Raw genomic sequence first — 19,588 nt, forward strand, 5'->3', positions numbered from 1 at the left:
GGGTGGTCGCGGGACGGCGGGAGGGGGTGGGGTCGGAGGGGTGGTGTCCTGGACGCTTACGCATATTTGTGGCGCCGATCTCCGGCCCGCCCCACGGTTCCGGGCACCGGCGCCGTAAATATGCGGTCCAGGGCGCCGCACCGGAGGCCCCGCCCCCGGCACCCACCCACGGACCTGCCGCGCCCCCGCACCCCGCCCCGGGCAAGCTCTTCACAGGATGGCTGTACGACAAGGGCAAGCCGAGGCGAGGACGCGCGTCAGCTGACGTCCTTCTCGATCGCCTCGAAGATGTTCGCGTCCGTCTCCTGCTGCCAGCCGGGAAGATCCGGCCAGTCGGCGACGTACCCGGGCTTCGGGTCCTCGAAGTGCCGGTACATCTGCGCGGTCCAGCACGTCGCGACGAAGCGCCCCTTCTGCTCCCGCGTAAGCCGCCCCGCGTGCCCCTCGCTCACCTCCAGGAACTGCCGCACCTGCTCGTACACCGCCCCGGCAGCAGCCCGCTCCCACTCCGGGGTCTCCTCCCAGGGGGTCACATAACCCGGCTTGGGCTCCCCGGGAAAGTGCCGCCGCACCCCCGCGATCCACGTCTCCCGGAACAGCCGGGCACCCTCGGTCCGCGACATCCCTGTCCCTTTCGTCAGTTTGCGCTCAATGACTTGATCTCGGTATCCAACTCGGCAACCCGCATATCGCGAGCGAGACATCCGAAGTCCGTACGCAGGGTCTGGAGTCTACGAGCCCCGGCACCCGGGCCACCGGGGCGCGCACCGCCGGGCGGGGGTTTCGGGGCCGCTGGTGGGTGGTCGCCGACGCGGCGGGAGGGGGTGGGGTCGGAGGGGTGGTGTCCTGGACGCTTACGCATATGTGTGGCGCCGATCTCCGGCCCGCCCCACGGTTCCGGGCACCGGCGCCGTAAATATGCGGTCCAGGGCGCCGCACCGGAGGCCCCGCCCCCGGCACCCACCCACGGACCTGCCGCGCCCCCGCACCCCGCCCCGGGCACCACCACGAAACAGCAGGCGCACGCCAGCAACCACCACATGCCCGCACCCGCGCTCGCATCTGCAACCACGGACAACGGATCGCGGATCGTGGACCGCGACCGCATACCGCGGCCTCATCCCACCAGCACGTCCCGCCACGTCTCCGTCAGCGCCGTCGCCACGTCGTACGCCGCGATGGGCGCCCCCTGCGGGGCCGTGGTGCGGCGGGCGGCGAGGCCGTGCAGGTAGGCGCCGGCCGAGGCCGCGTCGCGGGCGGTGAGGCCCGTGGCGAGCAGGGAGCCGATCAGCCCGGAGAGCACGTCGCCGCTGCCCGCCGTGGCCAGCCAGCCGGTGCCGGTGGGGTTGACGCGCACCGGCTGGCCCTCGGCGGCGATCAGCGTGGTGGACCCCTTCAGCAGCACGGTCGCGCCGTAACGTTCGGCCAGCGCGCGGACGGCGGCCAGCCGGCCCGCCTCCACCTCTTCGCGGCTGACCCCGAGCAGCGCCGCCGCCTCGCCCGCATGCGGGGTGAGGACCGTCGCCGCGTCGCGGGTGCGCAGGTCGCTCCCGCTGGGGAGGAGGTGGAGCCCATCGGCGTCGACCAGGACCGGGACGTCGGAGGCGAGGACGTCGTCCAGGGAGTGCTTGGCCGCGGCGCCGTCGCCGAGGCCGGGGCCGACGACCCACGACTGGACCCGGCCCGCCTTGGCCGGGGGGCCGGAGTGGACGAGGGTCTCGGGGAAGCGCGCGATGACCGTGTCGGCCGCGGGCCCGACGTAGCGCACCGCCCCCGCGCCGCCGCGCAGCGCGCCCGAGACCGCCAGTACGGCCGCGCCCGGGTAGCGGGCGGAGCCCGCGACGACGCCCACCACGCCCCGCCGGTACTTGTCGCTCTCCGGCGTGGGCCGGGGCAGCAGCGCCGCCACGTCCTGGTGCTGGAGCGCCTCCAGGTCGGGGGCGGCGGGCAGGTGTTCCGCCAGGCCGATGTCGACCAGGCGCAGGGCGCCCGCCCGCTCGTGGCCCGGGTCGATGAGCAGCCCCGGTTTGTACGCGCCGAAGGTGAGCGTGGCGTCCGCGCGCACCGAGGAGCCCCGCACCTCGCCGGTGTCGGCGTCGATCCCGCTGGGCAGGTCCACGGCGACGACGGTGCCGCGCACCGCTCGGACCAGCCGTTCCGCGTCGGGCCGCAGCCCGCCCTTGCCGCCGATGCCGACGATCCCGTCGATCACGAGATCGGCGCGGGCGACGGCCGGTTCGCCGGCGTCGGCCGTCACCGTGCGCCCGCCGGCCGCCCGCAGGGCGGCGAGGCCGCCGTGGTGGGCCCGGTCGGGGGTGAGCAGCACCGCCGTGACCCCGGCGCCGCGCCGGGCCAGCCGGGCGCCCGCGTAGAGCGCGTCGCCGCCGTTGTCGCCGCTGCCGACCAGCAGGGCCACCCGGGATCCGTACACCCGGCCCAGCAGGCCGGCGCAGGCGGCCGCGAGCCCCGCCGCCGCGCGCTGCATGAGCGCTCCTGCGGGCAGCCGCGCCATCAGTTCGCGCTCGGCGGCCCGTACCGTCTCGACGCTGTAGGCAATCCTCATGCCCCATAGTCTCCCGAACGAAGGGCACTCCTTGCTGGGAAGCGGCACTCCTTGCTCGGAAGCACACATTCCGGCCGAAGGTCCGGCCCGGCGGCCTGAGAGACTGACGGAGATGGACGAGACACCGATGCGCGCCCGTGCCGTGGTCGACCTGGCCGCCCTACGGGCCAACGTAAGGGCGCTGCGCGACGCGGCGCCCACCGCCGAGCTGATGACCGTGGTCAAGTCGGACGCCTATGGGCACGGCATGATCCGCTGTGCCCGCGCCGCCCGTGAGGCGGGCGCGGGCTGGCTGGGCACGGCCACGCCCGAGGAGGCGTTCGCCCTGCGCGCGGCGGGGGACATGGGCCGGCTGATGTGCTGGCTGTGGACGCCCGGCGGCCCCTGGCGGCAGGCGATCGAGGCGGACATCGACGTCTCGGCCAGCGGCCTGTGGGCGGTGCGCGAGGCCGTCGCGGCGGCCCGCGCCTGTGGCCGTACCGCCCGGCTCCAGCTGAAGGCGGACACCGGGCTCGGCCGCAACGGCTGCCAGCCCGCGGACTGGCCGGAGCTGGTCGCCGAGGCCCGCGCGGCCGAGGCGGAAGGGGCCATTCGGGTGACGGGACTGTGGTCCCACTTCGCCTGCGCGGACGAGCCGGGCCACCCGTCCATCGCCGTCCAGCTGTCGGTCTTCCGCGAGATGGTGGCGTACGCGGAGCGGGCGGGGCTGCGGCCGGAGGTGCGGCACATCGCCAACTCCCCGGCGACCCTGACCCTGCCCGAGTCCCACTTCGACCTGGTCCGGACCGGCATCGCCAGCTACGGCATCTCCCCGAGCCCCGAGGTCGGCGTGCCCGCCGACTTCGGGCTGCGGCCGGTGATGACGCTCTCCGCCGCGCTCGCCTCCGTCAAGCGGGTGCCGGGCGGACACGGCGTGTCCTACGGGCACCGCTACGTGACCCCCGGTGAGACGACCCTGGCGCTGGTGCCCGTCGGTTACGGGGACGGCATCCCGCGCCACGCCTCGGGCACCGGCCCGGTGCTGCTCGCGGGCAAGTGGCGGACCGTGGCGGGCACGGTCGCCATGGACCAGTTCGTGGTGGACCTGGGCGGCGACACCGCCGCGCCGGGCGACGAGGTGGTGCTGTTCGGCCCGGGTGACCGGGGCGAACCGACCGTCGAGGACTGGGCGCGGGCCGTGGGCTCGATCGGCTATGAGATCGTCACCCGGATCTCGCCCCGGGTCCCCCGCGTTTATGTGGGTGAGCAGGGGGGCACAGGGAACTGACCATGGGCGACGAGAGTACGGCCGGCAACACGGCGGAGATGGCGACACGAGTCGCGGCGGGGGCCACAGCCGTGAGCTGGCGCCGGGGCGCCGGATTCGCGGGAGCCGCGATCGGCGTCCTCGCGGCGGGGGCGGCCGCGGGCGTCGCGCTCGAGCGGCTGACGGTCGGCCGCGGCGTACGGCGCAAGGCGCGGCTCGCGCTGGACGCCGAGGGCCCGTACGGCACGCTGCGCGGCACTCCGGGGACGGCGATCGCCGACGACGGCACCGAGCTGTACTACGAGGTCGAAGAGGTGCGGGAGAACGCCGCCGCGCCCTCGCCGCTGCGCAAGCGGCGGTTCGGGCGCCGCGCCCCCGCCCCCGTCACCATCGTCTTCAGCCATGGCTACTGCCTCGGCCAGGACTCCTGGCACTTCCAGCGCTCCGCGCTGCGCGAGATGGTCCGCACCGTCTACTGGGACCAGCGCTGCCACGGCCGCTCGGCGCGCGGCTGCGCCCGCGACCCGATCAGCATCGACCAGCTCGGCCGCGATCTGAAGGCGGTGATCGACGCGGCAGCGCCCGAGGGGCCGCTGGTGCTGGTCGGCCACTCCATGGGCGGGATGACGATGATGGCGCTGGCCGCGCAGTACCCCGAACTGGTGCGCGAGCGGGTGATCGGCGCGGCCTTCATCGGCACCTCGGCGGGCCGGCTGGGCGAGGTCAGCTTCGGCCTCCCGGTGGTCGGGGTGAACGCGGTGCGGCGGGTGCTGCCCGGCCTGCTCAAGGCGCTGGGCTGGCAGGCCGACCTGGTCGAACGGGGGCGGCGGGCGACCGCCGATCTCTTCGCCGGGCTGATCAAGCGCTATTCGTTCGGCTCGAAGGACGTGGACCCGGGGGTCGCGCGGTTCGCCGAGCGGCTGATCGAGGCGACGCCGATCGATGTGGTGGCGGAGTTCTATCCGGCGTTCATCGCCCACGACAAGGCGGCGGCGCTGCCGTACTTCGACGGGCTGCCGGTGCTGGTGCTCGCGGGCGACAAGGACCTCATCACCCCGATGGAGCACAGCGAGGCGATCGCGGAGCTGCTGCCGGGCGCGGAGCTGGTGATCCTGGAGGAGGCCGGGCATCTGGTGATCCTCGAGCACCCCGAGGTGGTCAACGGCCATCTCACCGAGCTGCTCTCCCGGGCCGTTGACGGCACCGGCGACCGGACGAAGCGGGGCGTATCGGGCTGAGCGGAGTCGGGAGTCGGCCCGGGGCTAGGCTCTGTCTGACGGCGTTCGTACGGCTGCGACGCGCCTGACGGCGTTCGTACGGCTGCGACGCGCCGCCGCATAGGCCCCTGGTGCGAGGCGCCCCGCCGCCGTGGTCCGACCATCGGCGGGGGTGACTCCGCTTCCTCGCCTGAAGGCGGGGGCTTCCTGCCCGAAGGTCGCGGCCCGGTCCGAACCGGCCCTTACCGGTCCGGGTCTTTACCGGTCCGGGCCTTCACTGGTCCGGGTCTTCGCCGGTCCTTACTGGTCCTTACCGGGGCAGAAGGAAAATACCATGGGCCGGAGAAGCAATACGGCCGCCGGTGGAAGCCGGTGGCCCTCGCGCTAGGAGACAGATGGACGCAGGTACGCGCATCACCGTCACCTCTCCCGACCAGATGCGGGACCTGGGCCGCAGACTCGCCAAACTGCTGCGCCCCGGCGATCTGGTGCTGCTCACCGGTGAACTCGGCGCGGGCAAGACGACCCTGACCCGGGGGCTGGGCGAGGGGCTCGGCGTCCGTGGCGCCGTCACCTCCCCCACCTTCGTGATCGCCCGGGTCCACCCCTCGCTGGGCGACGGCCCGCCGCTGGTCCACGTCGACGCCTACCGGCTGAACGGCGGCCTCGACGAGATGGAGGACCTGGACCTCGACGTCTCCCTGCCGGATTCGGTGGTGGCCGTGGAGTGGGGTGAGGGCAAGGTCGAGGGGCTGTCGGAGGACCGGCTGCACGTGGTGATCCAGCGGACGGTGGGCGGCGAGCCGACGGTCACGGACGCGATGGCCGCCGATGTGGACGACGCACGGGACGTGGTGGTGACGGGCGTGGGCCCCCGCTGGGCCGGGGAGGACCTGGCGTCCCTCGCTGGGTAGCGGTGCGGGGGGCTCTGCCGCCGGGCGGGGGTGAGGGGTCGCGTTGCCGGGTGGCGCGTCCGCTGGGTGGGTCCGCTGGGCGCGTGACAGGGGTGGCTCGCCGGGGAAGTGCCGCCGGGCGGATCTGCCGTCGGGTGGGGTGAGGGGCGCATTGTCGGGTGCGTTGTCGGTGCGCGGGAGGGCTGTACTGCCCCGGGCGGGCCGGGGCGGCAGTGCCGGGCAGCGCCCCGCTGAGAGGCGCCGCCGTAGAGCTCCCGTGCAGATGCCGGGCAGTTTTCCGACAAGCCGTCGGCATGATGTTGCATTCCGGGCATCGCCCGTGGTCACATGGTGGGGAGGGAGCGTGGTTAGGTCTACCTAACTCCGCTCGACTGCCCCAGGACCCTCAGGAGGCATCATGTCGGCCCACGACCCCGTGGCCGGGACCGGCGCACGCGACGACGACCGGTCACCGTCGATGTCGGAGCTCCTGGCGGCGTGTGCGGCGGCGAGCGCGGTCTCGACGCCCCCGCGGCCGGCCGAGGAGGAGACCCCGGCGTCCGCCGGGCCCAAGGCGGACGACGAAGAGCGGGACGCGGCCTAGCCCCACGTCAGGCGCGCGACGCGGCTCAGCCGCGTCAGCTCTGGCTGACCGGGGGAGTCGGCGCGTCAGTCGGATGCGTCCGTCGGCCAGGGGATCAGTGCGCCAGTGCTTCGGCCCGCCGGGGGCAGTGCGTCAGCCCGCCAGGGGGAATCGGGGGTGGGTCGGTTGCCCGGGGAATCGGGGCGCGGCGGCTACCGGCGAATCGGGGCGCGTGGTGCCCGGGGGCCGGGGGACGTCCCCTGCCGGGGGGATCGGGGCTTCGGCACGAGAGTTCTTCGCGCGGGCGTCCCGGGATGTGCCCTGCCGGGGGGATCGGGGCGCCCGCTGCCCGGGGATCGGGGGTGTCCCTGCCGGGGGATCGGGGGCGTCCGCTGCCGGGGAATCGAGGGGTCGCGTCGACGGCCCGCTGACCGCCCACTAGGGGATGACGACGACCTTCGTGCCCACCTGGGCGAACTCCCACAGCGCCGAGCCGTCCGCCCGGCTCTCCCGGACGGCCCCGGTCCGCTTGCGTGCGTTCGGGTCCGGCATCGACCCGTCCACCGCCGCGCTGAAACCGAACACGACTCCCCCTTCCGAGTGGAAGACGACGACGTGCTCGACCTGCACCCCGTCCGAGCCGACCCCGCCCTCGTTGCGGGACGTCACCGCATAGGTGCCCGGGTCGGGGCTGGCCGGGCTGGGGCCCACCTCGAAGGTGCGGGTGGCCTTACCGTCGGCGCCGACCAGCCAGACCCGCTTGTCGTCCAGTGCGTAGACGACCCGCTCACCCGTGCCGGAGGCGGCCGGGAGGGCGGTGGACTTCTTCTTCTGCCTCGCCCTGTCCTTGTCCTTCTCCTTGGACTGGGAGGCGTGCGACCCGGGCCGGGCCTGGGTCGGATGGTCGGGCGCGGTCGCGGCGGCCTGGTAGCCGAGGAAGCCGACGACGCCCAGCGCGGCGACGGTGAGTCCGGCCACGGCTGGCCCGGTACTGCTCCTTGGCACGGCGGCAAACCTCTCCTGCGGTCAGAACGCGCTGACGGTCCGTACACACTTACGGCGACGGTAGCACCGGCGCCCACCGCCCCGCCGCGCTCCGGGCGCCCCGGGGCCGAGCTGTTCCACCGTCGGTGCGAAAGAACGACCTTCCGGGGCGCCGTAGGCTGTCCTCGTGCTGTTGCTCGCTCTTGATACCGCCACCCCCGCCGTGACCGTCGCCCTGCACGACGGCTCCGCCGTGATCGCCGAGTCCTCCGAGGTGGACGCCCGGCGCCATGGCGAGCTGCTGCTGCCCGCCGTCCACCGAACGCTGAAAGAGGCGGGCACCGAGCTGGGCGCGGTGACGGAGATCGTCGTCGGGACGGGCCCCGGCCCGTACACCGGACTGCGCGTGGGTCTGGTGACCGCGGCCACCTTCGGGGCGGCCCTCGGCGTTCCGGTCCACGGGCTGTGCACCCTGGACGGGATCGCCTACGCCGCGGGGGAGGCCGGGCTCGAGGGGCCCTTCGTCGTGGCCACCGACGCGCGCCGCAAGGAGGTCTACTGGGCGCGCTACGACGACGCCCGCACCCGTGTCACCGAGCCCGCCGTCGACCATCCCGCCGATCTCGCCGAGCGGGTCGCCGGGCTGCCCGCGGTGGGCGCGGGCGCGCTGCTCTACCCGGCCGTCTTCGCCGACGTACCGCCCGGGATGCCGGAGTACCAGTCGGCCGGGGCGCTCGCCTCGCTCGCCGCCGGGAAACTGGTCCGTGGGGAGGAACTGCCGCCGCCCCGGCCCCTGTACCTGCGCCGCCCCGACGCCAAGGTGCCCGCGAACTACAAGGTGGTCACCCCGAAGTGACCGGTACGACCGTGACGCTGCGCGAGATGCGCTGGTGGGATCTGGACCGGGTGATGGAGCTCGAGGAGGAGCTGTTCCCCGAGGACGCCTGGTCGCGGGGGATGTTCTGGTCCGAGCTGGCCCACGCCCGGGGCCGGGACGCCACCCGTCACTATGTGGTGGCGGAGAGCGGGTCCCGGCTGGTCGGGTACGCCGGGCTCGCCGTCTTCGACCGGACCGGCGACGTCCAGACCATCGCCGCCGCCCGCGACCACTGGGGCACCGGCCTCGGCGCCCGCCTCCTCACCGACCTCCTGACGGCCGCCACCGCCTTCGAATGCCGTGAGGTGCTGCTCGAGGTGCGGGTCGACAACGCCCGTGCCCAGCGGCTGTACGAGCGCTTCGGCTTCGAGCCCATCGGCATACGCAGGGGCTACTACCAGCCGGGCAATGTGGACGCCCTGGTCATGCGGCTGTCCGACCCGGCGACGACCGGCGCGGGCGCGATGCGCGTGAGAACGGCCACGGGGGAGGGCGGCGCGTCCGTCGAGGGCGACGTGCCCGTCGAGGGTGGCGCGTCCGCGGAAATCTCAGCAGGAACCAGCGCGTCCACCGCGAGCACAGAGGACCCCGCGTCCGCCGCGACCCCCGCGCATCCCGCGACTCCCGCGACTCCCGCGCATCCCGCGACTCCCGCGCACCCCGCATCCACCGCGCACCCCGAGTCCACGGCAAACCCCGAAAACCCCGCCGCATCCACCGCGACCTCAGTACAAGGAACCGAGACCCATGGCTGACGAACCCCTCGTCCTTGGCATCGAGACCTCCTGCGACGAGACCGGCGTCGGCATCGTCCGGGGCCACACCCTCCTCGCCGACGCCGTCGCCTCCAGCGTCGACGAACACGCGCGCTTCGGCGGCGTCGTCCCCGAGGTCGCCAGCCGCGCCCATCTGGAGGCGATGGTCCCCACCATCCAGCGCGCCCTCAAGGAGGCCGGGGTCGCCGCCTCCGACCTCGACGGCATCGCCGTCACCGCGGGCCCCGGGCTCGCGGGTGCGCTGCTGGTCGGCGTATCGGCGGCGAAGGCGTACGCCTACGCCCTCGGCAAGCCGCTCTACGGCGTCAACCACCTCGCCTCCCACATCTGCGTCGACCAGCTGGAGCACGGTCCGTTGCCGGAGCCGACGATGGCGCTGCTGGTGAGCGGTGGCCACTCCTCGCTGCTCCTGGCACCGGACATCACCGCCGACGTCCGCCCGCTCGGCTCGACCATCGACGACGCGGCGGGGGAGGCGTTCGACAAGATCGCCCGGGTGCTGAACCTGGGCTTCCCCGGCGGCCCCGTCATCGACCGCATCGCCCGTGAGGGCAACCCGGACGCGATCGCCTTCCCGCGCGGGCTGACCGGTCCGCGCGACGCCGCGTACGACTTCTCCTTCTCCGGGCTGAAAACCGCCGTCGCCCGCTGGATCGAGGCGAAGCGGGCGGCGGGGGAGGAGGTCCCGGTCGCCGATGTCTCGGCCTCCTTCCAGGAGGCGGTCGTGGACGTGCTGACCCGCAAGGCCGTCCGCGCCTGCAAGGACGAGGGCGTGGAGCACCTGATGATCGGCGGTGGCGTCGCCGCCAACTCCCGGCTGCGCGCCATGGCCGAGCGCCGCTGCGAGGACGCGGGCATCACCCTGCGGGTGCCACGGCCGAAGCTGTGCACGGACAACGGGGCGATGGTCGCGGCGCTCGGCGCGGAGATGGTGGCGCGCGGGCGGTCCGCCTCGGCCTGGGACCTGTCGGCCGACTCCTCCCTTCCGGTGACCGATCCCCATGTGCCGGACCCGGACGCCGACGGTGACGCCGACGGGCATCCCCACTCCCACACCCACTCCCACGACCATGTGCACGAGCTGAGCCGGAAGAACCTGTACGCATGACGGTCGCGTTGATGTGGGAAGCCCGAGCGGTGCGGGGGAAGGGCGAGGAACTGCTGGCCTGGGCCACCCGCCAGCCCCTCGACCCGGCCCCGCTACGCCGTGAGACCTTCCGCGCGCCCGAAGACCGCGTGCTCGTCATCACCTGGTGGGACGGGGCGTACGACACCCCGGGACTGCCGGAACTCCCCGAGCCCGGGGAGGACTTGGTACGGCGCGCGGTGCACCGATGGCGCTTCGAGGCGCTCCCGGACGAGGGCTGATCCGGCGGTCCCGCGCCGCGCGGCGCTGGGCGGCACGGGGCAGGGCATCGGCCGGGCCGGGTGGTGTCGTGCTGTGCGGCTCCGGGGCCGGGCGCGGGCTCGTGCCATGCGGCGCCCGGGTCGTGCGGTGCGGTCCGGGTTCGTGCCGTGCGGCGCCGGGCTGGACGTGGGGTGTCGGCTGGGGCGGGTGTGCCGTAGTACGCGCGCCGCGCCGGGTTGGGCGGGTCGTACCACGCGTGCCGCGTCGGGCAGGGGCGCACCACGTGTGCCGTGCCGTGCCGGGTCGGGCCAGACGCCGCGCCGTGCCGTGTCGCGTCGGCTGCGCCCGTCCGTTGGCCGTCAGCGGAGGGCCTCGGTGAGATCGGCGAGGTGCCGGGAGACCGGGCCCAGGGTGAGCAGCCCGCTGCCCGCCCCGGCCAGCTCCCCCGCCGCCGGGGCCAGCGCGGTGCGGGCACGCGCCATCGCTTCCCGGTCCCCGAGGGCGATGGCCGCCTGTCCGGTGAGGCACCACAGGGCCTCCAGCAGCAGATCGCGGGGCGGGTCGGGGACCGTGCGCAGCGCCGCCCCGGCCTCGGCGCGGCGGCCCTGGGCCAGCAGCACCAGCGGGCGGGCCCAGGGCGCGTACGGCCCCCAGTCGAGGTCCGCGCCGGTCGGGGCGGGCCGCCCCTGCTCCACGCGCAGACAGAGCAGCGCGAGCGGCAGCAGACCGTGTTCCAGACCGGGCATCCCGGCGCCGTCCAGCCGCGTGGCCGCGTCCCGGTAGGCGGCCTCGGCCTCGGCCGTCCGGCCCGTCGCGGCGAGCCGCAGCGCCCGGTACCACGCGGTGAACACCTCCACCAGCGGCCGCTCATGGCGTTCGCCCAAGCGGTCGGCGGAGGCCGCGTGCCGGTCGGCCGACGCGAAGTCCGCGAGCGCGCTGCGCGCCTGGAGCCGGATGAGATGGCCGAGCACCTCGAAGGTGACCAGGCCGTGCCGTGCGGACAGGGCGATCAGCTCGGCCCCGGTGGCGTCCCGGCGCGGCGCCAGCCCCGCCCGGTCGAAGGTCTGGATGAAGACGCCGTTGAGGGCGAACGCCAGCAGCGCGGGATCGTCCAGCCGACGCGCGATCTCCTCGGCCTCCCGCGCCGCCTGCCCACCTCGCGGCGACCGGCCGCCACGCGACTCGACGGCGATCGTGGCCAGGAGCCGGGCGCGTACGGCGTCGTGGCGGCCGGGCGGAAGCGCGGCCACGGTGCGTTCCGCCGCTGCCACGACGCGCGCTGCCTGCTCCGGGTCGTCCAGGCGGGTCCAGATGGCCGGTACGTCATAGGCGCCGATCACCCGGGCGGTCAGTTCCGGATCGCCCAGTTCCTCCGCCGCCGCGACGGCCGCCACGCGCTGCTGCCGGGCCGTCCGCAGTCCGCCGCCCCCGGTCATCGAGAGATCGCGCAGCAGGCCGACCGTCGACTCCAGCCGGGTCCGCGCGCCGGAGGCCACGGTGCGGTCGTAGGCGGCGGTCGCTTCCGCCCACACCCGGGCCGCCGCCCCGCCCGGCGCCGTGCCGGGGTCCAGGTGGGGCGCCTGGCCGAGGATGTCCGTCTCCAGTCGGCGCAGTTCCGGGCCCGGGTCCAGGCCCAGCTCTTCGACCAGCAGCGTCCGGGCCCGGCGCAGCACCGCCAGCGCGTCGCCCTGGCGGCCGGTGCGGTACAGCGCGAGGGCCAGCACCCGCCAGGCGCCCTCGCGCCAGGGGTGCTCGGCCAGATGTGCCTCCAGGTCCGGTACCGCCTCGGCGGCCAGGCCCAGCGCCAGCCGGGCCTCCGCCTGCCGCTCGACGGCGTGCAGCCGCAGCTCCGCCAGCCGGGAGCGTTCGCCCCGGGCCCAGTCCTCGTCGGCGAACTCCGCGTACGCCGGTCCGCGCCACCGGCCCAGCGCCTCCGCCAGCCGCGCCGACGCCTCGTCCGGCGGCAGGGTCGCGGCGGCGGCCACGTCCTGTTCGAAGCGCCAGGCGTCCACCGTGTCCGTCCCGGCGCGCAGCGCGTACCCGGGCCCCTCGGTGACCAGCAGCCGGGACGGGGCGCGGGGCGGACGCTGCGGCTCCAGCGCGCGGCGCAACGCGGCCACGAACGTACGCACCGCACCCACCGCCCCCGGCGGTGGCTCGACCCACAGGTCCTCGACCAGCCGGGAGACGGGGACGACACGGCGGCGGGCGACGATCAGCCGGGCCAGCACCGCCCGGTGCCGTGGCCCCTTGAGCGCGATGGCGTTCCCTTCGGCGTCCCGGGCCACCACCGGCCCCAGCACCCCGAACCAGACCCGCATGGGGCCACGGTAGCGCGCTGACCGGATGCTCATCCGCGCCCGGCAGGCTGACAGGCATCCGGACCACTCCGGCCGGCCCCGGCCGACGACGCCACCCGCGTCATCCACCTCATGAAAGGCAACGACCATGGCCCCTGTCATCCCCGGCTTCGACTACCGGCGCGTCCCCGTCGCCGACGGCGTGTCCCTGAACGTCGCCGTCGCGGGCTCGGGCAGCCCCGTCGTGCTGCTGCACGGCTTCCCGCAGACCCACCTGATGTGGCGGCACGTCGCCACTGATCTCGCGGCCGACCACACCGTGATCTGCCCCGACCTGCGCGGCTACGGCGCCAGCGACAAACCGGCCGCCGACGCTGCCGACGGCGCCGGTTACGCCAAGCGCACCATGGCCGCCGACGTCGTCGCCCTCGCCCGCGCCCTCGGCCATGACCGCTTCGCCCTGGCCGGCCACGACCGCGGTGCCCTGGTCGCCTTCCGGGCCGGTCTCGACCACCCTTCGGTGATCACCCATCTGGCCTGTCTGGACGTGCTGCCGACCCTCGACATGTGGGACGTGATGCGCGGCACCACGGCCGCCGTCGGCTTCCACCTGTATCTGATGGCCCAGCCCCCGGGGCTGCCCGAGCGGATGATCTCCGCCTGCCCGGACGACTTCTTCGGCCACTTCCTCGACCTGTGGACGGGCGACCCGACGGCCATCCCCGCCGAGGTCCGCGCCGCCTATCTGGACGCCTGCCGCGCCGCGGTGCCGTCGATCGTGGCCGACTACCGCGCCTCCGCCGGTATCGACGTCGATCACGACCGGGCCGACCGGGCCGAGGGCCGCCGGCTGACGATGCCGGTCACCGTGCTCCAGCAGGACTGGGGCGCCGCCCTCGGCTATGACGCGGCGGCAGTGTGGCGTGCCTGGGCCTCGGACCTGGAGCACTCCACCGTCGGCTACGGCCACTTCATGGCGGAGGAGGCACCCGCCGACGTCGCCAAGGCCCTGCGGGCGCTGCTCGCCCGCTAGACGATCACGTCGTTGCGCGGTCGCGCGGTCGCGCGATTGCTCTGTTGGGTCCTTGCGCTGTTGCGCCGTCGCGTCGTCGCGGCGGGACGCCGTTACGCCGCGCCCTCGGCCGTCCGGGCGTAGTGATCGGCGATCTCGTCGCTCGTCGTCACCCACACTCCGGGGTGGTTCACGACGTACTCCAGCGCCTGGTCCACGTACCTGTGCCGGAACGGCTGGTTGATCACGAACGGATGCAGGACCAGTGACATCACCCGCCCGCTGGTGGCCGCGTCGGCGTAGAGCTGGTCCAGCTGGTCCTTGACGATCCGGACGAAGTCCGGCCCGCTGAGGCTCTTCCCGACGAACAGCTGGATGTCGTTGACCTCGATCGAATACGGCACGCTCAGCATGCCGGGCACGTTCAGGCGGTACGGCTGGTCGTCGTTGGCCCAGTCCAGTACGTACCGCAGCCCCAGCTCGGCCAGCAGCTCCGGCGTCCGGAAGGTCTCGGTCAGCGCCGGCCCCAGCCAGCCGCGCGGCCTGCGGCCGGTGGCCTTCTCGATGGTGTCGACCACCTCGGTGAGATAGGCGCGCTCCTCCTCCAGGGACATACCGGCCTGGAGGATGGAGTTGTTCTTGCCATGTGCTGCCCACGCCCAGTCGCGCTCCCGGCCGGCCCGGACGATCTGCGGGTAGCGCTCGGCGACGTCGGAGTTGAGCATCACGCTCGCCCGCACCCGGTGCCGGTCCAGGCTCTCGATCAGCCGCCAGATCCCCACTCGGGGCCCGTAGTCCCGCCACCCGTAGTTCAGCGGGTCGGGCGCCAGCGCCTTGGTGTCGGGGAAGATACTGGTCGAGGGGCGGTCGATCTCGTAGTGCTCGACGTTCAGCCCCACGTAGAAGGCCACCCGGGCGCCGCCTGGCCAGTGGATCGGCTCGCGTTCGACGATCGGGCTGTAGTCGAAGAGCTGGTTGTCCATCAGGGATCACCTCGTGCGCGGTGGAGTTCGCTCGATGGGCATCGTGAAACCCTCACATAAGTGAGAAGGTCAAGGGAGGGTATTCGGGCACGGAAGGCCATGGGCGGAACCTCCGTACGCGCGAGCTGAAAGACTGCGTCGGCCGTGTACCGCTGTGCCACGAGCGCCGCGAGCGTCATCAGCGCGCCCGCGAGCGCCACGAGTGCGCCATCAGTGCGCCATGAGTGCCTGGAGGAAGGACGCCATGACGTCGCCCAACGAGCTTCCGCCACCGCCGCCCGCCCCGGACGAGCGGCCGTGGAACGACCGCGCCGGGCTGCTCGACGCGCGGGCGCGGGCGATGGGGGCGCTGGCGCGCTGGTACCTGGCGCCGCACCGGGCGCTGCTGTTGTGGCTGTCCACGATCGTCTTCGCGCTGGGCTGGACCCTCGCGGTGTCGGGATTCCAGTTCCTGGTGAAGGGCGAGATCATCGAGCACATCCTGGGCGTCATCTTCCTGGGCCTCGCGCTGGGCGCCACGGTCCCCTCCAGCCTCGGGGTGGTGTCGGGCATCCGGCGCGACGTCTTCGTGGGTGCGTGCCTGCGTGACTGGGCGGAGCTGGAACGCGATCCCCAGACCCTGCCGCACTGGCGCGTCTCCGGCGGCGCGCTCCTCTGGCTGGGCCCGTCCATCGTGCTGACCTGCCTCGGGCTGGTGCTGGGCGGCGCCGCCGTCTTCACGGACGGCGGCGACGGCTTCGGCACCGAGGCCGGTATCGGCATCGTCTTCACGGCAGCCGGAGGGCTCGGCATGGCCAAGGCGATCGACTACTACCGCCTGGTCAGCCGTGAACTCGGCCCAGGCACCGGCGGTCCGGAAACCGGCGGTGCGGGCGGTGGCGGTGCGTGTTTCGGCGGTGCGGACAGCGGCGGTGCGGGTGTCGGCGGTGCTGGTGTCGGTGGTCGCGGCACCGGCGGTCGCGGCACCCGCGGTTCGGACACCCGCGGTCCGGGCACCACCGGCTACGGCGACGACTTCTGCAGTGACTGAAAGCGGTTCCGCAGCTCCTCGTACCGCTCACTCGGGCTCTCCCCGCGCTGCTTGGCGGACTCCTCGATGCGGGTCAGCAGCTGCCTGATCCGCACGGCATCCATATAGGCGTCGCGCTCCAGCTTCTTGTACGCGGCGGCGGCGGGCCCCTTGTGGTCGTCCGGGTCGACCGACTGCCTCAGATGGCCGAGACGCTCGATCTGCTCCTCGAGATAACTGAGCATCCCCTCAAGGTCTTTGATGAGATCCGACAGTTCCTGATCCGATACGGACAGTTTGTCTTTACTCATGTCCCATCCGTCCCTGCCACCCTCCGATCGGCCCATTAGCGGGATGATCGTGCCATGACCGGGGCCGGTGTGGAGAGCCACCCGGAGTTTCTCCTCGGTCGATCGGCCCGGCGTGGTGGGTCATCGCACCGAGTGTCCCCGGTCCGGGCGGGGACGTCGATGTCCTCGAGTCCGCCCGGAGTTCACGTCTCCGGTATCGCCGCGAGGTGGTCGAGGTGCCCCGCCTTGATGGAGCGGAGCATGGCTCCCAGCTTCGCGGGGGTCGTGGTCACGACGGTGCGGGGGTCGTCGCTCTCGCGGAGGGCGACGGTCCGGCCCATGAAGGCGAGTTCTATACAGGAGTTGCCGTCCCCCGCGCTGGAATAGGTAGATTTCTGCCAGTTGACCTCGGTCATCTCCACGCCTTCACGTCCGCTGAGCGATGTCACGAATGAAATCACGTGACTCCTCCACGGAGAGGGCCGCCTCGGTCGTGCGGTCCAGGACGCCACGGTGGTTGGCGAGCTGGGACTGCGCGTCGAGGAAGACCGGTCCGTGCGCGGCGTCGAGCTGGGCGGTGTCGAGCTGGGGGACCGCGCCATGGGCGTAGGTGACCGAGAGTCCGGGCACATGGAACCCTCCGGCCTCGAAGGTCAGTACCCGCACGGTGACGTTCTCGCGCTCGGAGGACTCCAGCAGGCTCTCCAGCTGGGCGCGCAGGACGTGGGCCGTGCCGAACCGCATGCGCAGCGCCGCCTCGTGGATGATGAAGGTGCACGGCGGCGGATCGTCCCGGTCCAGGATGTCGCGGCGCTTCATGCGGTGGGAGAGCCTGCGCCGCAGATCCGTGGCGGACCACTGCGGGACGGTGTAGCTGAGCACCGCCCGCGCGTACTCCTCCGTCTGCAACAGGCCGGGCATATGCATGATTTCCAGCACCCGCAGGCTCGTGGCGTAGTACTCCAGCTCGGCAAGGTCGAGCCCGCCGGTGGCGATATGGCCTCGGTACTCCTCCCACCAGCCGCCCTTGCGCTCCCGGGCCATGGCGACGAGCGCGTCGACGTACGCGCTGTCCGGGCAGGCGTAGATGGCGGCGAGGGCGCGGACCCGCTCCTCGCTCACCCCGAACCGGGCGAGCTCCAGGTTGGTGATGTGGGTGCGGTTGATACCCAGCCGGTCGGCGGCCTCCTGGATGCTGAGGCCCGCGTCCTCGCGCATTCTTCTCAATTCTGTTCCGAGCCGGACTTGACGCGCGGTCGGGACGCTTCTGGGTGGCATGGCCCTCCGTAACCCCCACGGGGTAAATGTCGAGGAAATTCAACGGGACCGTAGCAGTTGTTTGCATCGCTGCCCTACCGTGGACTTCGTTGCCGCTACCGCGCGTTGATCGCCGTAACGGTACGCGCGCTGTCGGCCCCTTCACAGGGAGTTGCCCCATGGATTCCGATCACGAGTCCGACGACCGTCCCCCTCCCCAGCCGTCCGTTCCCTCCCAGGACCCGTACGTCTACACCCTCCAGAGCGGCCGCCAGGCGACCTCCGCCAAGGTCTGCCGGGACTTCGTCGCCTGTGTCCTGAACTCCGTGGGGCAGGAGGAACTGGCCGATGTGGCGACGCTGTGCACCTCGGAACTGGCCACCAACGCCTTTCTGCACGCCGAGGGCGACTCCGTGACGCTGCGCGTGGTGATCGAGCCGCCCCGCTGCCGGGTCCTGGTCTACGACGCCTCGGCCGAACTCCCCACCGCCGCCCGCCTCCCCGTGGGCGACCGCCTGTACGGTCGCGGTCTCGGACTGGTGGCAGCCCTGGCGGACGCATGGGGAACGGCGGAGGGGGACGTGGCGGGGCGGTACGCCAAGGGGGTCTGGTTCGAGCTGGCGGTCAAGGAGGAGGACGGCCACAACTAGGCCCCGGCGAGGCGTCGCGGGCCCGCGACGCCCCGCCGGGGCGGGCGCTGCACGAGCCCGCTGGTGCGGGCGCTGTACGTCCTGCCGGGGCGGGGCCTGTACGTCCTGCCGGTGCGTGGCTCGGGGCGGTCCGCCGGTGCGAGCCGCGACGTTTGCCGGTGTGGGGCCCGCGACGCCCCGCCGGTGCGGGGCTGCGGCGTTCCGCCGGGACGGGGCCCGGGGCGGTGCACCGGCGCGAGGTCGCGGCGAACCGCCGGGGCGAGCCGCGAACCTCCGCCAGGGCGGGGCCGGAGCGCAGCCGGAGCGGAGCCGACCGCGATCCCCACCGGACGGGCCCGTCACTCCGCCCGAGCGGGGCTCAGGCGGGGTGGCCCAGAAGCATCGTGGGGGAGCCCTCCGACCGCGTCAGCACGATGGTGCAGGCGTTCCCCCCTTCGAGGCGGAGCTTCTTGCGGAGCTGCTCCGGCTCGACCGCCGAACCGCGCTTCTTGATGGTCGCGATGCCGACTTCCCGCTCCCGCAGCAGCGCCTTGAGCCTCTTGAGGTTGAAGGGCAGCACGTCCGTGATCTCGTACGCGGTGGCGAACGGCGTCGGGCGCAGCTCGTCCGTCGTGATGTAGGCGATCGTCGGGTCGATCAGACGGCCCCCGACGCGGGCCGCGACATCGGCGACCAGATGGGCGCGGATGACCGCGCCGTCCGGTTCGTAGAGCCAGCGGCCGACCGGGCCGGGGCCGGGGCCCGGGAGGTGCGGGGTGCCGATGAGGGTGTGGCCGGCCGGCAGCAGGGTGGCGCGGCGCAGCCCCGGGCGGGCGGTGCCGAACCACAGGACGGCCTCCTTCACATGGCCGTGGTCCGAGATCCACTCGGCCTCCGCGTCCTCGGGGATCGCCTCGTGCGGAACGCCGGGGGCGATCTTGAGGGCGGCGCGTGGGGTGGTGCGGGCGGCCTCGACGGCCCAGGAGAGGGGCGGGGAGTACGCCTCGGGGTCGAAGACGCGGCCCCGGCCGCCGCGCCGGGCCGGGTCGACGAAGACCGCGTCGAAGGGCCGGGTGTCGATGTCGGTGACATCTGCGCAGCGGACCTCGATGAGGTCGGCCAGGCCGAGCGCCTCGGCGTTGGCGCGGGCGACGGCGCAGGTCAGCGGATCGCGGTCGACGGCGAGTACGGAGATCCCGGCGCGGGCGAGGGCGAGCGCGTCGCCGCCGATCCCGCAGCACAGATCGGCCACGTGGCGGACGCCGAAGTCGGCGAAGCGGGAGGCGCGGTACGCGGCGACGGAGGTGCGGGTGGACTGCTCGACGCCGTTCGGCGTGAAGTACATGCGGTACGCGTCCTCGGGACCGAATTTGGCCACCGCCCGCTGCCGCAGCTCGGCCTGGGTCAGGGCCGCCGAGACCAGCGCCGGGGGATGGTCGCGGCGCAGCCGGGTCGCGGTGGCGAGCTCCCGCGCCGGGTCGTAGTCGCGGAGCACGGAGAGCAGCGCCTGCCCCTCGTCGCCGAGCAGTGAGTCGAAGGCGTCAACGTCCACATGGCCTATTCTCCCCGCTCCCAGGGAGGCATTCGTCCCTTCTCCGGCGCGCGCATTCGTGCCGGGGAG

General features: G+C 73.6%; 19 protein-coding genes and 1 pseudogene. 11 read left to right on the forward strand and 9 right to left on the reverse strand.

What is annotated here, in order from left to right; genetic code table 11:
• Positions 1-257: 257 nt before the first annotated feature.
• The gene (locus tag AXW62_RS24190) at positions 258-623 is read right to left on the reverse strand and encodes a hypothetical protein (RefSeq protein WP_060946363.1); all 366 of its coding nucleotides are present in this window, start codon (positions 621-623) and stop codon (positions 258-260) included.
• Positions 624-1,117: 494 nt separating this feature from the next.
• Positions 1,118-2,563: a bifunctional ADP-dependent NAD(P)H-hydrate dehydratase/NAD(P)H-hydrate epimerase gene (locus tag AXW62_RS24195; protein ID WP_060946364.1), complete on the reverse strand. Its 1,446-nt coding sequence runs from the start codon at positions 2,561-2,563 to the stop codon at positions 1,118-1,120.
• Positions 2,564-2,675: 112 nt separating this feature from the next.
• Here AXW62_RS24195 and alr point away from each other — a divergent pair, with 112 nt between their 5' ends.
• The 4 genes from alr (at position 2,676) to AXW62_RS24215 (ending at position 6,523) form a co-directional block, all read left to right on the forward strand.
• The gene (gene alr / locus AXW62_RS24200; RefSeq protein ID WP_060946365.1) at positions 2,676-3,830 is read left to right on the forward strand and encodes an alanine racemase; all 1,155 of its coding nucleotides are present in this window, start codon (positions 2,676-2,678) and stop codon (positions 3,828-3,830) included.
• Between the two features lie 2 nt (positions 3,831-3,832).
• Positions 3,833-5,047: an alpha/beta fold hydrolase gene (locus tag AXW62_RS24205; RefSeq protein WP_060946366.1), complete on the forward strand. Its 1,215-nt coding sequence runs from the start codon at positions 3,833-3,835 to the stop codon at positions 5,045-5,047.
• Positions 5,048-5,421: 374 nt separating this feature from the next.
• On the forward strand, positions 5,422-5,940 hold the full coding sequence (gene tsaE / locus AXW62_RS24210) for a tRNA (adenosine(37)-N6)-threonylcarbamoyltransferase complex ATPase subunit type 1 TsaE (RefSeq protein WP_060946367.1): 519 nt from the start codon (positions 5,422-5,424) through the stop codon (positions 5,938-5,940).
• Between the two features lie 397 nt (positions 5,941-6,337).
• Positions 6,338-6,523, forward strand: a complete 186-nt coding sequence (locus tag AXW62_RS24215) for a hypothetical protein (protein ID WP_060946368.1) — start codon at positions 6,338-6,340, stop codon at positions 6,521-6,523.
• A 417-nt stretch (positions 6,524-6,940) separates the two neighbouring features.
• On the opposite strand, the gene AXW62_RS24220 is transcribed toward AXW62_RS24215, so the two are convergent.
• A complete protein-coding gene (locus AXW62_RS24220; protein ID WP_244503191.1) occupies positions 6,941-7,480 on the reverse strand; it encodes a hypothetical protein in 540 nt (179 codons plus the stop codon).
• 193 nt (positions 7,481-7,673) lie between these two features.
• Here AXW62_RS24220 and tsaB point away from each other — a divergent pair, with 193 nt between their 5' ends.
• From tsaB to AXW62_RS24240, 4 genes and pseudogenes are all read left to right on the forward strand, one after another.
• A complete protein-coding gene (tsaB, locus tag AXW62_RS24225; RefSeq protein WP_060946369.1) occupies positions 7,674-8,342 on the forward strand; it encodes a tRNA (adenosine(37)-N6)-threonylcarbamoyltransferase complex dimerization subunit type 1 TsaB in 669 nt (222 codons plus the stop codon).
• A 26-nt stretch (positions 8,343-8,368) separates the two neighbouring features.
• A pseudogene (rimI, locus tag AXW62_RS24230) lies at positions 8,369-8,833 on the forward strand (ribosomal protein S18-alanine N-acetyltransferase); the annotation flags it as partial.
• Between the two features lie 277 nt (positions 8,834-9,110).
• Positions 9,111-10,247, forward strand: a complete 1,137-nt coding sequence (gene tsaD, locus AXW62_RS24235) for a tRNA (adenosine(37)-N6)-threonylcarbamoyltransferase complex transferase subunit TsaD (protein ID WP_060946370.1) — start codon at positions 9,111-9,113, stop codon at positions 10,245-10,247.
• Positions 10,244-10,507 (forward strand): hypothetical protein, encoded by a 264-nt coding sequence (locus tag AXW62_RS24240; protein ID WP_030837383.1) that lies wholly within the window; start codon positions 10,244-10,246, stop codon positions 10,505-10,507. Before tsaD ends, AXW62_RS24240 begins: the two co-directional genes overlap by 4 nt.
• A 339-nt stretch (positions 10,508-10,846) precedes the next feature.
• On the opposite strand, the gene AXW62_RS24245 is transcribed toward AXW62_RS24240, so the two are convergent.
• The gene (locus AXW62_RS24245) at positions 10,847-12,808 is read right to left on the reverse strand and encodes an AfsR/SARP family transcriptional regulator (RefSeq protein ID WP_060946371.1); all 1,962 of its coding nucleotides are present in this window, start codon (positions 12,806-12,808) and stop codon (positions 10,847-10,849) included.
• Between the two features lie 127 nt (positions 12,809-12,935).
• On the opposite strand from AXW62_RS24245, the gene AXW62_RS24250 reads away from it, so the two are divergent.
• The gene (locus AXW62_RS24250; protein ID WP_060946372.1) at positions 12,936-13,820 is read left to right on the forward strand and encodes an alpha/beta fold hydrolase; all 885 of its coding nucleotides are present in this window, start codon (positions 12,936-12,938) and stop codon (positions 13,818-13,820) included.
• A 92-nt stretch (positions 13,821-13,912) separates the two neighbouring features.
• Here the strand turns inward: AXW62_RS24250 and AXW62_RS24255 are convergent, their stop codons facing one another.
• Entirely contained in the window at positions 13,913-14,782 is an 870-nt protein-coding gene (locus AXW62_RS24255; RefSeq protein WP_060946373.1) for a polysaccharide deacetylase family protein, read from the reverse strand.
• 244 nt (positions 14,783-15,026) lie between these two features.
• On the opposite strand from AXW62_RS24255, the gene AXW62_RS24260 reads away from it, so the two are divergent.
• A complete protein-coding gene (locus AXW62_RS24260; RefSeq protein ID WP_252368705.1) occupies positions 15,027-15,812 on the forward strand; it encodes a hypothetical protein in 786 nt (261 codons plus the stop codon).
• Here AXW62_RS24260 and AXW62_RS24265 read toward each other — a convergent pair.
• The 3 genes from AXW62_RS24265 to AXW62_RS24275 form a co-directional block, all read right to left on the reverse strand.
• Positions 15,785-16,102, reverse strand: coding sequence for a hypothetical protein (locus AXW62_RS24265; protein WP_060946385.1), 318 nt, complete (start codon positions 16,100-16,102; stop codon positions 15,785-15,787). The genes AXW62_RS24260 and AXW62_RS24265 overlap by 28 nt on opposite strands.
• Before the next feature lie 182 nt (positions 16,103-16,284).
• Positions 16,285-16,497 carry a DUF397 domain-containing protein gene (locus AXW62_RS24270; protein ID WP_060946386.1) on the reverse strand — a complete coding sequence of 71 codons (213 nt, stop codon included), beginning with the start codon at positions 16,495-16,497 and terminating at the stop codon, positions 16,285-16,287.
• A 10-nt stretch (positions 16,498-16,507) separates the two neighbouring features.
• Entirely contained in the window at positions 16,508-17,359 is an 852-nt protein-coding gene (locus AXW62_RS24275; protein ID WP_030837396.1) for a helix-turn-helix domain-containing protein, read from the reverse strand.
• A gap of 158 nt (positions 17,360-17,517) precedes the next feature.
• On the opposite strand from AXW62_RS24275, the gene AXW62_RS24280 reads away from it, so the two are divergent.
• Complete coding sequence (locus AXW62_RS24280; RefSeq protein ID WP_060946374.1) at positions 17,518-17,988, forward strand: ATP-binding protein; 471 nt, start codon at positions 17,518-17,520, stop codon at positions 17,986-17,988.
• A 358-nt stretch (positions 17,989-18,346) separates the two neighbouring features.
• Here AXW62_RS24280 and AXW62_RS24285 read toward each other — a convergent pair whose 3' ends face one another.
• On the reverse strand, positions 18,347-19,528 hold the full coding sequence (locus tag AXW62_RS24285; protein WP_060946387.1) for a class I SAM-dependent methyltransferase: 1,182 nt from the start codon (positions 19,526-19,528) through the stop codon (positions 18,347-18,349).
• Positions 19,529-19,588 lie beyond the last annotated feature (60 nt).

The organism is Streptomyces hygroscopicus subsp. hygroscopicus (assembly GCF_001553455.1).
Lineage (GTDB): Bacteria > Actinomycetota > Actinomycetes > Streptomycetales > Streptomycetaceae > Streptomyces > Streptomyces hygroscopicus.